The following is a 14,102-nucleotide window of genomic DNA, read 5'->3' on the forward strand; positions in this document are numbered from 1 at the left end:
ACTCCGCCGCCAGCGGCGGCGGAGCGCGGCTTCACCGGTTTTCAGAGCCCATGTCGATTATCCGGCCTTCGCGAGATTGCGAAGGACGTAATGTAGGACGCCCCCATTCTCGATATATTCGATCTCGACCTCGGTATCGATCCGGCATTTCAGCGTGATCTCCTTCACCGTCCCGTCGGCGCGGGTGATCGTGGCCGGCACTTCGGCGAGCGGTCTCAGACCGCCTGAAAGCCCGGTGATGGAGACGGACTCGTCGCCCGTCAGACCAAGCGTCTTCCGGTTATCCCCGCCGGTGAATTCGAACGGAATGACGCCCATGCCGACGAGGTTGGAGCGGTGGATGCGCTCGAAATTCTCCGCAATCACCGCCTTCACGCCGAGGAGCGCGGTGCCCTTCGCCGCCCAGTCGCGCGATGACCCGGCGCCGTATTGCTCGCCGGCGAAGATCACCAGCGGCGTGCCGTTCGCGATATGCGCCATCGCGGCGTCGTATATAGAGGTCTGCTCACCGTCCGGCCCCTTCGTGTAGCCGCCTTCGACTCCGTCCAGCATCTCGTTCCTGATACGGATATTGGCGAAGGTGCCGCGCATCATCACTTCGTGATTGCCGCGCCGCGAGCCGTAGGAGTTGAACTCTCTCACCGGCACCTGGTGTTCGATAAGATATTTGCCGGCCGGGGTGGACGCTTTGAACGAGCCGGCGGGCGAGATGTGGTCGGTCGTCACCATGTCGCCGAGAATCGCCAGGACGCGGGCGTCCTTGACGTCGGAGATAACGCCCGCGTCTTTCGACATACCCTGAAAATAGGGTGGGTTCTGCACGTAGGTGGAGGTCGGCGGCCAATCGTAAGTCAGGCTGTCGGTGGTTTCGACCGCGCGCCATTTCTCGTCGCCCTTGAATACGTCGGCGTATTTCGACTGGAACGCTTCGCGGGTCACCGTCTTCTCGACCAGATCCGCGATCTCCTTCGTCGTCGGCCAGATGTCCTTCATGTAGACGTCGTTGCCGTCCTTGTCCTGGCCGATCGGATCGGTGGTCAGGTTGATGTTCATGTCCCCCGCCAGAGCGTAGACGACCACAAGCGGCGGCGAGGCGAGATAGTTCGCCCGCACGTCCGGGCTGATCCGGCCCTCGAAGTTGCGATTGCCCGAGAGGACCGAGGTCGCGATCAGGTCGTTGTCGGCAATGGCCTTGGAAATCTCCTCCTGCAAGGGGCCGGAGTTGCCGATGCAGGTGGTGCAGCCATAGCCGACGAGGTTGAAGCCGATGGCGTCAAGATCCTCCTGCAACCCCGCCGCCTCAAGATATTCGGAGACGACCTGGGAGCCGGGTGCGAGCGAGGTCTTGACCCAGGGCTTGCGGTTCAGGCCGAGCGCGCGGGCTTTCCGCGCCACCAGCCCGGCCCCGATCATCACATAGGGGTTGGAGGTGTTGGTGCAGGAGGTGATCGAGGCGATCACTACGGAGCCGTCGCGGAGCGTGTAATCCTCGCCTTCGACGGCGCCGGTCTTGCGCGGATCGCTCGGCGCGGTCGGGGCCGGGCCTTCGGACGCCATCTCCTTGCCGCCGGAGGTTCCGTTGATGCCACGGTAGTCGTTCACCACATCCATGAACGCCGCCGCGGACCTGGTGAGGGGCGTGTAATCCTGCGGCCGCTTCGGGCCGGAGATCGCAGGCACGATCTCACCCATGTCGAGATGCAGCGTGTCGGTGTAGATCGGATCGTAATCCGGCCCGCGCCACATCCCGTTCTCTTTCGCGTAAGCTTCGACCAGCGCGATGGTGCTCTCTTCGCGGCCGGAGACGCGCAGATAGCGCAGCGTCTCGTCGTCGATCGGGAAGAAACCGCAGGTGGCGCCGTATTCCGGCGCCATGTTGCCGATGGTCGCGCGGTCCGCCAGCGGCAGACGGTCCAGCCCGTCGCCGTAGAATTCGACGAATTTGCCCACGACGCCCTTTTCGCGCAGCATCTGCACGACTTTCAGCACGAGGTCGGTGGCGGTGGTGCCTTCGACCATCTCGCCGGTCAGCTTGAAACCCACGACCTCGGGGATCAGCATGGAGATCGGCTGACCGAGCATCGCCGCCTCGGCCTCGATGCCGCCGACGCCCCAGCCGAGCACCGCGAGGCCGTTGACCATCGTCGTGTGGCTGTCGGTGCCGACCAGCGTATCCGGGTAGGCGATCTCGGCGCCGTCCTGGTCCTTGTCGGTCCAGACCGCCTTGGAGAGATATTCGAGATTCACCTGATGGCAGATGCCGGTTCCCGGCGGAACGACGCGGAAATTGTCAAAGGCGCTCTGACCCCATTTGAGGAAGGTGTAGCGCTCCATGTTCCGCTCGTATTCGCGGTCTACGTTCATCTGAAAGGCGCGCGGATTGCCGAACTCGTCGATCATCACCGAGTGGTCGATCACCAGATCGACCGGATTGAGCGGATTGATCATCTTGGCGTCGCCGCCGAGCGCCACGATCCCGTCGCGCATCGCCGCGAGGTCCACCACCGCCGGGACGCCGGTGAAATCCTGCATCAGCACGCGCGCCGGGCGATAGGCGATCTCGCGCGGGTTCCGGCCGCCGTTCTTCGCCCATTCCGCGAAGGCCTTTATGTCGTCGGTGGTGACGGTCTTGCCGTCCTCGAAGCGGAGCATGTTCTCCAGCACCACCTTCAGAGCGGAGGGCAGACGCGAGAATTCACCGAGACCGGCGGCCTCCGCCGCGGGAATCGAATAATAGGAGACTTTGGCGCCGCCCGCCTTCAACTCCTTGCGGGTCCTGGCGGTGTCCTTGCCGACGATCACGGTCATGAAGTGCCTCCTGGCTGAACGCTGGGCGGATGCCGTCCTCATGGACGCATCCTGAGAATTCCTGGTGCGGTTCATCGCTGATGCCCGTGAGTCGCGCAATACGCGAAGGCGCGCGGATCAGCCCGCTTCTCCTGTTGATCTATACGCTCGCCGTCGTGCGCGCAATTGGCGGCGCGGCGGGAAGCCGTTATACCGGCGGCTGAAATCGGTTCGGGGCGAAGATGGCGCTGATCGCGGAAGACCTGGCGGTGGAGCGGGGCGGACGGCTTGCGCTGGCCGCGCCCGATTTCCGCATCGAGGCGGGGGAGGCCGCTCTCGTCGCCGGCCCGAACGGCGCGGGAAAATCGACGCTCCTGCGCGCGCTCGCCGGGCTCTCGCCGCTCAAGCGCGGCCGCGTCATGTTCGAGGGCGCGGCGGATGTCGCCGCTCATGTCGCCTATGCCGGGCATCTCGACGCGGTGAAGCCGGCGCTTTCGGTGCGCGCCAATCTCCGCGCCTGGGCTGCGATCTATCGCTCTGGCGGTGATGTGGACGACGCGCTGGCGCGGCTCGGGCTCGCCCATATTGCGGACGAGCCGGCGGCGTTCTGCTCCGCCGGGCAGAAACGCCGGCTCGGTCTCGCGCGGCTCCTGGTCGCGGGGCGGCGGATATGGCTGCTGGACGAGCCGACCGTGTCGCTCGACGCGGCCTCTGTCGCGGCCCTCTCCGAGCGGATCGCGGCGCATTGCCGGGCGGGCGGGATCGCGGTCGTCGCGACGCATGTCGAGTTCGGTCTTCCGAAGGGGCCGCGGATCGAGTTGACGGCGCCCGAAGTTGGGGCCGACGCGGTGGGCGATCCGTTCCTAGCGGGCGCCTGGGCGTGAGGGCGCTTTTCAGCCGCGATCTCGCGCTCGCCTTCAGGATCGGCGGCGGCGGGCTGATGGCGCTCGGCTTCTTCGCCATGGCCTCGCTCCTGATCCCGATCGGGGTCGGCGGCGCGGAGGAGGCGCTCACGCGGATCGCCGGCGGCGCGCTCTGGGTCTCGGCGCTGCTCGCCTGCCTTCTTTCGCTCGACCGGCTCTTTCAGGCGGATTACGAGGACGGCTCGCTCGATCTCATCATGCTGTCGCCGACGCCGCCCGAATTGTCGGCGCTGGCGAAGGCGGCGGCGCATTGGCTCACGACCGGTGCGCCGCTCGTCGCGCTCTCGCCGCTGCTCGGGCTGATGCTGAATCTTGCGCCTTCGGCCTATGGCGCATTGGTCCTCTCGCTGCTGATCGGCACGCCGGCGCTCTCTCTGATCGGGGCGGTGGGCGCGGCGCTGACCGTGGGGGTGCGGCGCGGCGGGCTGCTGCTCTCGCTTCTGGTGCTGCCGCTCTATCTGCCGACGATGGTGCTCGGCGCGCGGGCGGTCGAGCGGGCGTCCACCGGGCTTGACCCCAGCGCGGCGCTTTACCTTTCCGGCGCGGTGACGCTGGTCGCGCTCGCCGCCGCGCCCTTCGCCGCCGCGGCCGCGCTGCGGGTCAATCTGAGATAGGGAAACGTCATGGCCGGAATCATCGTGAAAGAAGTGAAGGCGCGGGGCGTCGTGGTTCCGATGCGCCGGCCGCTGGTCACCGGGGGCGGGTCAGTGACGGAGGCGCCGCTGGCGCTGATCGATCTGCACGCCTCGGACGGAAGCATCGGGCGGGCCTATCTCTTCGGATATGGGGTCTTCGCGCTCCGGGCGCTGGTCGCGGCGGTCGAGGATCTCGGCGAGACGCTGGTCGGCCTCCCGCTCGCGCCGCGCGATCTTCAGCGCGGGATGCGGGCGCGGCTCAGGCTGGCCAGTCCGCTCGGCTCGATGGGGCAGGCGCTTTCGGGGCTCGACATGGCGGCCTGGGACGGGTTCGCCAAGACCCTCGGTCTGCCGCTCCACGCCGCGCTCGGCGCTGCCGGGGCGCCGATCCGCGCCTATAACTCTAACGGGCTGGGGCTGATCGGCGCGGCGGCGGTTCCGGCGGAGGCGCGGGCGCTCGACGCGGGCTTCGGCGCGCTCAAGCTTCGTCTCGGCTATGCGACGCTGGAGGAGGACCTCGCCGCGATCACGGCCTGCCGGGAGGCGGTGGGGCCCGAAAGCTTCGTGATGACCGATTACAACCAGTCGCTTTCGCCAGCCGAGGCGGCGCGGCGCGCCCGCGCCATCGGCGATCAGGTGTTCTGGATCGAGGAGCCGGTGCGGGCGGACGATGTCGCGGGCCACGCGCAGGCGCGCGATGCGGCGGCGACGCATATCATGACCGGGGAGAACGCCTGGGGGCCGCATGACATCGCGCGGCTGATCGATGGCGGCGCGGCGGATCTCCTGATGCCGGACGCCGGCAAGATCTGGGGCGTGACCGGTTGGCTGGAGGCGGCGGCGCTGTGCGGGGCGGCGGGGATTCCGGTCTCCAGCCACCTTTACCCGGAGGTCAGCGTGCATCTTCTGGCGGCGACGCCGACGGCGGACTGGCTCGAATATGTCGACTGGGCGGAGCCGATCCTCGCGGAGCCGCTCGTCATCGCTTCGGGCATGGCGCGGCCGCCGGCGCGGCCCGGAATCGGGATCGAGTGGGACGAGGCGGCGGTGGCGCGTTATCTGCGCTGAAGCTCAGCGCGGGCGCATGTCGCGGGCGACGCGGAAGCCGTAATCGTCGTTCCGCCAGTTGATGTCGTTCGAATAGCGCATCGCCGGACGCACGGCCCAGGGCCGGTCCTTGAACGAGCCGCCCTTCAGGACGTGGCGATGGGCCATCGGGTCGTCACTTTCCCAGATGCGGGCCGAGCCGTCCGTCGGGTTGTTCTCGACATCGTCGCGATAGACGTCCTCGACCCATTCGGCGAGGTTGCCGGCCATGTCGAAGAGTCCGAAACGGTTGGGCGGGAAGGACGCGACCGGGGCCGCATCCACCCATTCATCCGCGCCTTCGGCGGCGCCGATGCAGCAGACTTCGCGCCCCATATTGGCCTTTGAGCGGTCCCATGTCTCACCCCACGCGTAGGCGGTTTGGGTTCCCGCCCTTGCGGCGTATTCCCATTCCGCCTCGGTCGGCAGGCGGTAGGGCTCGCCGGGGACCATTTCGTTGAGCCAGCCGATGAAGGTCTGCGCGTCCTCCCATGACGCGCCCATCGCGGGCATGCCGTCTTTCGGGAGGCCGTCGTCGTGGAGTTTCGCGCAGGCCCCGTCGTCCACGCAGGCGGCGTAGGCCACCCATGTCGTTTCGGTCCTCGATATGGCGAAGCGGGGGACCGTGACCTGGCGTTGCGGGCCCTCCTGGTCGAGCCGGTCGGACTCGTCTTCGGGCGAACCCATCAGGAAGGCGCCGGCCGGGATCGCGATCATCTCGGGGCAGCGGTCGCACTCGGTGAAACTGGCGAGATCGGGGGTCCCGGCCGGGTCTTCGGGGCGGGTCAGGCGCTCGTAGCCGACGCCGCAGGCGGCGGCGAGAAGAAGAAGCGCGAGAATGATCATCGCCGGGCGGCGCAGATCGCGGCGGGGCCGGGCCTCGGCGCGGCGCGTCGCCCCGGCGCCGAGAGCAGCGCGAATCGCATCCTCAAGGCGGCCGATCTCGTCGCGGAACCCTTCATGGGTAAGACGGACGAACTGGCGCCGCGCGAGCGGGCGCAGGTCGTCCGGCAGATCGGCGGGCGCGGGGGGCGCGGCGCCGTCGAGGAGGATCGGGATGGTCACCGTTCCTTCGCGCCCGAGCGCGGAGGCGATTTCAATACGGACGAAGTCCTTCGCGTCGTCGAGGCGGCGCGCGCCGCCCGGCGATCGCAGCGACAGCCATTCCGGGCCGATCAGCGCGAGAAAAACGTCGCAAACCCCGACCTGCCCCGCCAGCACCTCGATGAAATCCTGCCCCGGAGCGATCTTTTCGACATCCATGAAGATGCGCTCTTCGGGGAACGCGGCCGAGAGCGTGTCATAGAGCCGCGCGGCCGCCCATTGGCTGTCCGCCCTTCGGTAGGAGATGAAGATCTTGCCGCCCGCCATCGCCGGTCTCCCTTCGGCGGGCAGTCTATCAGGTGAAGGGCGATCAGTCTCTCCGATCCGGCGACGCGCGGGCTGGCTTATCGCGCGCCCGGAGTGCGTTATCGCACGCGATAAGGGGGTCAAGATATTGAAATATATACAAACTTGGAAAGTTCATGCTTTGTTAACGCGCATCTGGCTGTCCGCGGCGGGGTAAGAGGCGCGGCCTCGGGCCGGTCTCCTTCGCCGGGATGCGGGGCGATTCCCGGCGAGGGAGCGGCGGCCGGACGCGCGGGTTTCGCGGCCCGCGCCCCTCAACACGGTGGCGCGACTGCGACGGGAGGGGCGTTGCCGGACGGAACCGATGGCGATACTGCTCAAACCCATGTCGATCTGGCGCTATGCGAACCCGGCCGAATTCATGCGCGTCTCCGGCGCCCTTTTGCCGTGGTGCGCGGGGCTCGGCGCGCTGGCGCTTTGCGTCGGGGTGGTCTGGGGGCTTTTCCTGACGCCGACCGACGCGACGCAGGGGGAGAGCGCGCGTATCATCTATATCCACGTTCCGGCGGCGATGCTGGCGATCAACATCTATTTCATGATGGCCATCGCCTCCGTCATCGGGCTGGTGCGCCGGCATCATGTCTCCTTCCTGGCGGCGAAGGCGGCGGCGCCGATCGGCATGGCGATGACGGCGCTGGCGTTGATCACCGGCGCGCTCTGGGGCGCGCCGACCTGGGGGACGTGGTGGGTCTGGGACCCGAAGCTGACCTCGGTCCTGATCATGTTCTTCTTCTATCTCGGCTATATCGCGCTCTGGAACTCCATCGACGACCCGGAGAAGGCGGCGGATCTGACCGCGGTTCTCTGCCTTGTCGGCGTCGTCTTCGCGGTGATGTCGCGCTACGCGGTGGAAATCTTCGACGGGCGGACGCTTCATCAGCCGGCCTCGCTCTCGCTGGATGCGGAGGAGAATGTCGCCGGGGTGTTCTATCGGCCTCTGCTCTTCTCCATCGCCGGGTTCTATCTGGCCTTCATCGCGCTTCTGCTGGCGCGGACGCGGACCGAGATCCGGCTGCGCCGCGCGCGGGCGCTGGCCTTGCAGGCGGCGCGCGACTGAGATGGAGATCATCACCGACTTGGGGGCGCACGCCCGGTTCGTCTGGCCCGCCTATGGCGCCTTCGTGGTGATCTTCGGCGGGCTGCTGATCTGGGTGCGGCTCTCTGGCGCGCGGGCGAAGGCGGAGCTGGAGCGGCGTGAGGCCGCGCGAAAGGAGTCGCGATGAGCGATGAGCGGAAACCCCGGTCCGGGCTGCTCAGGTTTCTGCCGGTGGTCGGCTTTCTCGCCGTCGCCGGGGCGTTCTGGTTCGGGCTTTCGCGCGAGGACGCCAGCGATCTGCCTTCGACGCTGATCGACAAGCCGGCGCCCCGGACCGATCTGCCGCCGCTTTACGAGGATCGCCCCGGCATCGACGCCGCCGCGCTGAAGGACGGCGGGGTGAAGCTGGTCAATATCTGGGCGAGCTGGTGCGGGCCGTGCCGGGTCGAGCATCCGTTCCTGATGCAGCTGGCGGCGGCGGGCGTCGATATCCGCGGCTTCAATTACAAGGACCAGGCCTCGCAGGCGAAATCCTTCCTCGCCGATCTCGGCGATCCCTATACCGCCGTCGGCGCCGACACCTCCGGCCGCGCGGGCATAGAATGGGGGGTCTATGGCGTGCCGGAGACCTTCGTGATCAACGGCGCGGGCAGGATCGTCTACAAGCATGTCGGCCCGATCCAAAACGACGATCTGGAAAAGCGGATCATGCCGGCGATCGAGGCGGCGAAGGGCGCGGGCTAGCAGGGCGGCGCGCGCGGCCGATCAGCCGCAGGCCGGGCAATCCCTGCGTTTCTCCACATCGAAGGTCCGGGTCTCGCCGTCGAGCGCGTTGTAGATCAGCACGCGGTCCTTCAGCGTCCGGCCGGCCAGCGCGACATCCTTGATCGTCTCGACGGCGATCAGGGACCCCATGACCCCGGTGAGCGGGCCGAGGACGCCGCCGGCGGCGCAGGAGACCGCCTGCCCCTCGCGCGGGGGCTCGGGGTAGAGACATTCATAGCAGGGCCCGCCTTCCCACGGTTTGAAGAGGGAGATCTGCCCCTCCCACTGCGTCAGCGCCGCCGAGATCAGAGTCGTCGAGCGCGCGACGCAGGCGCGGTTGAGGATGTAGCGCGTCTCGATATTGTCGGTGCCGTCGATCACCAGCCGGTAGGGCTTGATGAGTTCTTCGACGTTGTCCGCCATCACCCGCGTTTCGTGAAGGCGCACGAATACGTGCGGGTTGAGCGCGGCGATGGCGTCCTTCGCGCTTAGGGTCTTCATTTCGCCAACGCGCCGGGTGGTGTGGATGACCTGGCGCTGCAGGTTGGAGAGCGAGACCACGTCGTCATCGACGATGCCGATCGTGCCCACGCCGGCCGCCGCCAGGTAGATCAGCGCCGGCGAGCCGAGCCCGCCGGCCCCCACCACGAGCACTTTCGCGCCGCGGAGCCGCCGCTGGCCGGGGCCGCCGATCTCGCGCATGATGATGTGACGGGCGTAGCGCTCCAGCTCCCCTGTCGTGAATGAATCGCCCATCCGTCCATGGTTCCTGTTGACATTGCGCTAACACATATAGTGCGGAAACCGTCCCCGGACCATGTGGCGCGCGATCACAAGCCGTCGAAGAGCGCGGTGGAGAGGTAGCGCTCGGCGAAACTGGGCAGGATGACGACGATGCGCTTGCCGTTCATGCCCGGCCGTTCCGCCAGCTCCAGCGCCGCGGCGATGGCGGCGCCGGCGGAGATGCCGCCGGGAACCCCTTCGAGAAGCGCCAGCCGGCGGGCCATGTCGAAAGAGGTTTCGTTGCCGATGGTCAGCACTTCATCGATCACGCTCCGGTCGAGGATCTCCGGGACGAAACCGGCGCCGAGGCCCTGGATCTTGTGCGGGCCCGGCGCGCCGCCGGAAAGCACCGGGCTGTCCTCCGGCTCCACCGCGACGATTCTCACGTCGGGGTTTCGCTCCTTCAGCACTTTGCCGACGCCGGTGATCGTGCCGCCCGTGCCGACGCCGGAGACGAAAACGTCGATCTTCCCGCCGGTGTCGGTCCAGATCTCCTCCGCCGTGGTCCGCACGTGGATCGCCGGGTTGGCGGGGTTCGAGAACTGCTGCGGGATGATCGCGCCCGGCGTCGCGGCCGCCAGTTCCTCCGCCCGCGCGATGGCGCCGTTGATGCCCTTGGCCGGATCGGTCAGCTCCAGCGTCGCGCCGAGGAGAAGCAGCATCTTCCGCCGTTCGATCGACATCGATTCGGGCATGCAGAGGATCAGCCGATAGCCCCGCGCGGCGGCGACGAAGGCGAGCGCGATGCCGGTGTTGCCTGAGGTCGGCTCGATGAGCGTCGCGCCGTCCTTCAACTTCCCCTCGGCCTCCAGCGCGTCGATCATGGCGACGCCGATCCGGTCCTTGACGGAGGCGAGCGGGTTGAAGAACTCCAGCTTGCCGCAGATTTCCGCCTCGACCCCGCTCGCGGCGGCGAGGCGGGAGAACCGCACCAGCGGCGTGCCGCCGATGGTTCCGGTGATGTCGTCGTAAATGCGGCCATGCGCGCGGGCGGTCATCGCATATCCCTTTCGGCTTGGGTGGCGTCAGATGGAGAAGTCCGGGACCGCGCCGGCGCGTTTCACGCCTTGCGCCTCGGCCTCGGCGCAGAGATCCTGCATCGTCACGCTCTCCAGCTCGCGCAGCACCGCTTCCTGGGCGTTCAGCCAGAGCGGGCGGGCGACCTTTTCGCCGAGCGCGGAGGCGGGCGCCTCGTCGCCGTCATTCTCGGCGGCGTCGACGATGCGGACGATTTCGGCGACGGTGATCCGCCGGCGCTCTCGCGCCAGGGTGTAGCCGCCGCGCGGGCCGCGCACGCCTTTCAGGACGCCCTCGCGGACAAGCTGCTGCATGACCTGTTCGAGATAGCGCTGCGGAATGCCGAGACGGCGGTTGATGTCCTTCGACTGCACCGGGTCGGGGCGGGCGTTATAGGCGATGTCGAGCACGGCTTCGAAGGCGAAGAGGGTCTTGCGTGAGAATTTCAGCATCCCCGCCTCATCCGCTCACGCCGGTAGAGCCGAAACCGCCTTCGCCGCGCCGGGTCCGGTCGAGGTCGGCGGCGGCGAAGGTCGCGCGGACGACCGGCGCAATCACCATCTGGGCCACCCGGTCGCCATGTGCGATCAGGACCGGCGCATCGCCGAGATTCACGAGGAGCGCCTTCACTTCGCCCCGATAGTCGCTGTCGATCGTTCCGGGCGCGTTCGCCACCGTCAGCCCGTGCCGGAGCGCGAGGCCGGAGCGCGGCCTGATCTGCGCCTCGAACCCCTCCGGAACCGCCATCGAGAGCCCGGTCGGAACCAGCGCCCGCGCGCCGGGCGCGAGGGTGAGGCCGGCGGCGCGCGATTCGGGCGCGAACGAGGCGCGCAGATCGGCCCCGGCCGCGCCCGCCGTCGCGTAGGCGGGAAGGCCGAGCGCCGGATCGTGATGCGCGAGCGGGCGGATGGCGATGGCGACGTCGTTCAGCATTTCGCCGTCTCCGCCGCGAGGTGATCGGCGATGCGATTGGCGAGGCGGCGGGCGACTTCGTCTTTCGCGGCCTCGGGCCAGTCCTCGACGCCCTTTCCGTCGATCAGCGTCACCCGGTTGCGGGCGCCGCCCATCACGTCTCCGGAGACGTCGTTGGCGACGATCCAGTCGCAGCCCTTGCGGGCGCGTTTGGCGGTCGCGTTCTCGACCACGTCATTGGTCTCGGCGGCGAAACCGACGACGAGGGCCGGGCGCTTGCCCGGCGGCAGGGCGCAGATGGTGCGCAGAATATCAGGATTCTCGGACAGCTTCAGATCGGGAATGGCGCCGGAACCGTCCTTTTTCAGCTTACGCACGGAGGCCTCCGCCGCGCGCCAGTCGGCGACGGCGGCGGCGAAAATCGCGGCGTCGACCGGCAGCGCCGCCTCCACCGCCGCCAGCATCTCGCGCGCGGTCTCGACCCGCGCCAGTTTCACGCCCGGCGGGGCGGGCTCCGCCGTCGGGCCGGTGATCAGCGTGACTTCGGCTCCTTCGGCGAGAAGCGCGGCGGCGATCGCCGTTCCCTGCTTGCCCGATGAGCGGTTGGCGATATAGCGCACCGGGTCGATCGGCTCATGCGTCGGCCCGGAGGTGATGAGGACGCGCTTGCCGGCCAGCCGCCCGGCGCCTTTGCCGAGAAGCCGCTCCGCCGCGGCGAGAATCTCCGCCGGCTCCGCCATCCGACCGGGTCCGAATTCGCCGCAGGCCATGTCGCCCTCATCGGGGCCGACGACATGAACGCCGTCGGCGCGCAACGTCGCGAGATTGCGCCGGGTCGCGGCGTGCTCCCACATCCGGACGTTCATGGCCGGGGCGATCAGGACGGGCTTGTCGGTGGCCATCAGCAGGGTGGAGGCGAGATCGTTTGCGTGACCATTGGCCATCTTGGCCATCAGATCGGCGGTCGCCGGGGCGACGACGACCAGATCGGCGGCGCGCGAGAGCTGGATATGGCCCATCTCCGCCTCTTCCGTCAGGTCGAAAAGGTCGGTCTTGACCGCAGTTCCGGCCAGCGAGGAAACGGAGAGCGGCGTGACGAATTCCGCCGCCGCCCGCGTCATCACCGGGGTCACGCGGATCCCGCGTTCGCGCGCGCGGCGAATGAGTTCGAGGCATTTGTAGGCGGCGACGCCGCCGCCGATCACCAGAAGGATGCGCTTTTGCGCCATCATCGTATTCGCATGCGTGAATACCCGTGTTTCGCACCACCTGACTGTAATTTGCCGCGCCGGCCATGTCTAACCCGATATCGGGAGCGTTTCATCCGGCCGCGGATCGGCGCGCGACTTCCTGGCGCCACCAGGTGTCGGCCCGAAGAGCGCTGCGCAGCGGGGTTTCGGTCGTCTCCGGGGCGCGTTCGATATAGCGGACGGCTTCGTCGAGGGACGCGCCTTCGAGCGTGCGGAGATAGGCGATGGCGGCCGCGATGGAGTAATCGGAGCCGTTCATCCCGGTGAAATTGCTGTCGAGATCGGTCCAGACCGCGCCAGCGGCGCCGGTCGCTTCGCACCACTCTGCGAAGACCGGGGTGATTTCGGGCAGGCGCGAGCGATGGAAGCCGGTGCGGGCGCAGAAGGCGCCGATGAAGCCGATCTCCCTGGCTCGCTCGCGCGCGCGGAGATCCTCGGCGGCCTGATGAATGTCGGCGCGCATCGAGAGGATGGCGTTGGTCGGACAGGGCGCGCCATGCTCGGGGTCGAGGCAAAGCGCGAGCGCGTTCTGACGTTTCGGCGAGATGCGAGAGAACTCGAACGGCAGCGACGGGCCGGCGCGCATCAGCCACGGCCCTTCGACCTTGGGCGCGAGATCGTCGAGATCCCAGATCAGCGAGCCCCAGCCGATCACCGCGATCCGGCCATTCAACTCATCCATCGCCGCTCAGCGCCCGGCGAGGCGGACGCCGCCGAAGGCCTGGTCGGTCGGCGTGATCTCCAGGGCGGAGATGTTCACATGCGCCGGCAGCGCCGCGACCCAGCGGATCGCCTCGGCGACGTCCTCGGCCTGAAGCTCTTCGATGCCGGTCTCCTTGATCGCTTCGCGCTTTCCCGCGTCCTTCACCGCGACATCGTAGAATTCCGTCCTGACCCGGCCGGGCTGGATGTCGGTGAAGCGGACGCCCTTGCCGAGCTGGTCGAGCCGCATGTTGCGCACGAAGCCGCGCACCGCGTGTTTCGAGGCGCTGTAGAGCGCGGCGCCGGTCGCGTAGAGCCCGGCGACCGAGCCGAGCGTCACGACATGACCGCGCCCGCGCGCCGCCATGCCGGGCAGAATCGCGCCGACGAGCTGGATCTGCGCGGTGACGTTGATCTCGATCAGTTCGGCGATGTCCGCGGGCGCGGCGTCCTCCAGCGCTGTCATCGCGGCGCCCTTGCCGGCGTTGGCGACGAGCAGATCGAATTGCGTTTGCTCGACCAGTTCGCGCATCCGGGCGTGGTCGCGGATGTCGATGGCGTGCGCCGTCGCCCCGGTCTCCTTCGCCAGCGTCGCAAGCCGCTCGGCGCGGCGCGCGGTCATGTGGACGGCCCAGCCATCCGTGACCAGCGCGCGAACCGTCGCGGCGCCGATTCCGGCGGAGGCCCCGGTGACCAGCGCTGTTCCCTCCGGCATGTCGTTCTCCCTTATCTTTATCGCTCCGGCGCGAAGATAGGCGGCGGAGGGGCGGCGTTTCAATTGCGCATGAAGGGCTTG

Annotated in this window: 15 protein-coding genes; 6 read left to right on the forward strand and 9 right to left on the reverse strand. The window is 68.2% G+C overall.

All coding sequences use genetic code 11. The features are described 5' to 3' along the window. Positions 1-57: 57 nt before the first annotated feature. On the reverse strand, positions 58-2,808 hold the full coding sequence (gene acnA, locus G5B40_RS13660) for an aconitate hydratase AcnA (protein WP_165099625.1): 2,751 nt from the start codon (positions 2,806-2,808) through the stop codon (positions 58-60). A gap of 221 nt (positions 2,809-3,029) precedes the next feature. Between acnA and ccmA the strand changes: the two genes are divergently transcribed. Genes ccmA through G5B40_RS13675 form a run of 3 tightly spaced genes read left to right on the forward strand, consistent with a single transcriptional unit; the run spans position 3,030 to position 5,413 of the window. After that, the gene (ccmA, locus tag G5B40_RS13665; protein ID WP_165099627.1) at positions 3,030-3,671 is read left to right on the forward strand and encodes a heme ABC exporter ATP-binding protein CcmA; all 642 of its coding nucleotides are present in this window, start codon (positions 3,030-3,032) and stop codon (positions 3,669-3,671) included. Then, positions 3,668-4,324 carry a heme exporter protein CcmB gene (ccmB, locus tag G5B40_RS13670; RefSeq protein WP_165099629.1) on the forward strand — a complete coding sequence of 219 codons (657 nt, stop codon included), beginning with the start codon at positions 3,668-3,670 and terminating at the stop codon, positions 4,322-4,324. The genes ccmA and ccmB overlap by 4 nt, the downstream gene beginning before the upstream one ends. Positions 4,325-4,333: 9 nt before the next feature. After that, on the forward strand, positions 4,334-5,413 hold the full coding sequence (locus G5B40_RS13675; RefSeq protein WP_165099631.1) for an enolase C-terminal domain-like protein: 1,080 nt from the start codon (positions 4,334-4,336) through the stop codon (positions 5,411-5,413). Between the two features lie 3 nt (positions 5,414-5,416). On the opposite strand, the gene G5B40_RS13680 is transcribed toward G5B40_RS13675, so the two are convergent. Further along, a complete protein-coding gene (locus G5B40_RS13680) occupies positions 5,417-6,802 on the reverse strand; it encodes an SUMF1/EgtB/PvdO family nonheme iron enzyme (RefSeq protein ID WP_165099641.1) in 1,386 nt (461 codons plus the stop codon). Positions 6,803-7,166: 364 nt separating this feature from the next. Between G5B40_RS13680 and G5B40_RS13685 the strand changes: the two genes are divergently transcribed. The 3 genes from G5B40_RS13685 to G5B40_RS13695 are packed head-to-tail and all read left to right on the forward strand — an operon-like array spanning position 7,167 to position 8,621. Then, complete coding sequence (locus tag G5B40_RS13685) at positions 7,167-7,898, forward strand: heme ABC transporter permease (protein ID WP_165103646.1); 732 nt, start codon at positions 7,167-7,169, stop codon at positions 7,896-7,898. A gap of 1 nt (position 7,899) precedes the next feature. After that, complete coding sequence (gene ccmD, locus G5B40_RS13690; RefSeq protein ID WP_165099644.1) at positions 7,900-8,064, forward strand: heme exporter protein CcmD; 165 nt, start codon at positions 7,900-7,902, stop codon at positions 8,062-8,064. Continuing rightward, the gene (locus G5B40_RS13695) at positions 8,061-8,621 is read left to right on the forward strand and encodes a DsbE family thiol:disulfide interchange protein (protein ID WP_165099646.1); all 561 of its coding nucleotides are present in this window, start codon (positions 8,061-8,063) and stop codon (positions 8,619-8,621) included. The genes ccmD and G5B40_RS13695 overlap by 4 nt, the downstream gene beginning before the upstream one ends. A gap of 21 nt (positions 8,622-8,642) precedes the next feature. Here G5B40_RS13695 and G5B40_RS13700 read toward each other — a convergent pair whose 3' ends face one another. The 7 genes from G5B40_RS13700 to G5B40_RS13730 all read right to left on the reverse strand — a co-directional run bounded on the left by G5B40_RS13700 (position 8,643) and on the right by G5B40_RS13730 (position 14,021). Then, positions 8,643-9,398 (reverse strand): HesA/MoeB/ThiF family protein, encoded by a 756-nt coding sequence (locus G5B40_RS13700; RefSeq protein ID WP_165099649.1) that lies wholly within the window; start codon positions 9,396-9,398, stop codon positions 8,643-8,645. A 74-nt stretch (positions 9,399-9,472) separates the two neighbouring features. Beyond that, on the reverse strand, positions 9,473-10,423 hold the full coding sequence (cysK, locus tag G5B40_RS13705; RefSeq protein WP_165099651.1) for a cysteine synthase A: 951 nt from the start codon (positions 10,421-10,423) through the stop codon (positions 9,473-9,475). A gap of 27 nt (positions 10,424-10,450) precedes the next feature. Continuing rightward, positions 10,451-10,894, reverse strand: a complete 444-nt coding sequence (locus G5B40_RS13710) for an RrF2 family transcriptional regulator (protein ID WP_165099653.1) — start codon at positions 10,892-10,894, stop codon at positions 10,451-10,453. Positions 10,895-10,901: 7 nt separating this feature from the next. Next, positions 10,902-11,375: a dUTP diphosphatase gene (dut, locus tag G5B40_RS13715; RefSeq protein ID WP_165099655.1), complete on the reverse strand. Its 474-nt coding sequence runs from the start codon at positions 11,373-11,375 to the stop codon at positions 10,902-10,904. Next, positions 11,369-12,586: a bifunctional phosphopantothenoylcysteine decarboxylase/phosphopantothenate--cysteine ligase CoaBC gene (gene coaBC, locus G5B40_RS13720; RefSeq protein WP_165099657.1), complete on the reverse strand. Its 1,218-nt coding sequence runs from the start codon at positions 12,584-12,586 to the stop codon at positions 11,369-11,371. The genes dut and coaBC overlap by 7 nt, the downstream gene beginning before the upstream one ends. Before the next feature lie 88 nt (positions 12,587-12,674). Continuing rightward, positions 12,675-13,286, reverse strand: a complete 612-nt coding sequence (locus tag G5B40_RS13725) for a hypothetical protein (RefSeq protein ID WP_165099660.1) — start codon at positions 13,284-13,286, stop codon at positions 12,675-12,677. Between the two features lie 6 nt (positions 13,287-13,292). Continuing rightward, positions 13,293-14,021 (reverse strand): SDR family oxidoreductase, encoded by a 729-nt coding sequence (locus G5B40_RS13730; protein WP_165099662.1) that lies wholly within the window; start codon positions 14,019-14,021, stop codon positions 13,293-13,295. Between the last annotated feature and the right edge of the window lie 81 nt (positions 14,022-14,102).

The sequence above is a fragment of the Pikeienuella piscinae genome (assembly GCF_011044155.1).
Lineage (GTDB): Bacteria > Pseudomonadota > Alphaproteobacteria > Rhodobacterales > Rhodobacteraceae > Pikeienuella > Pikeienuella piscinae.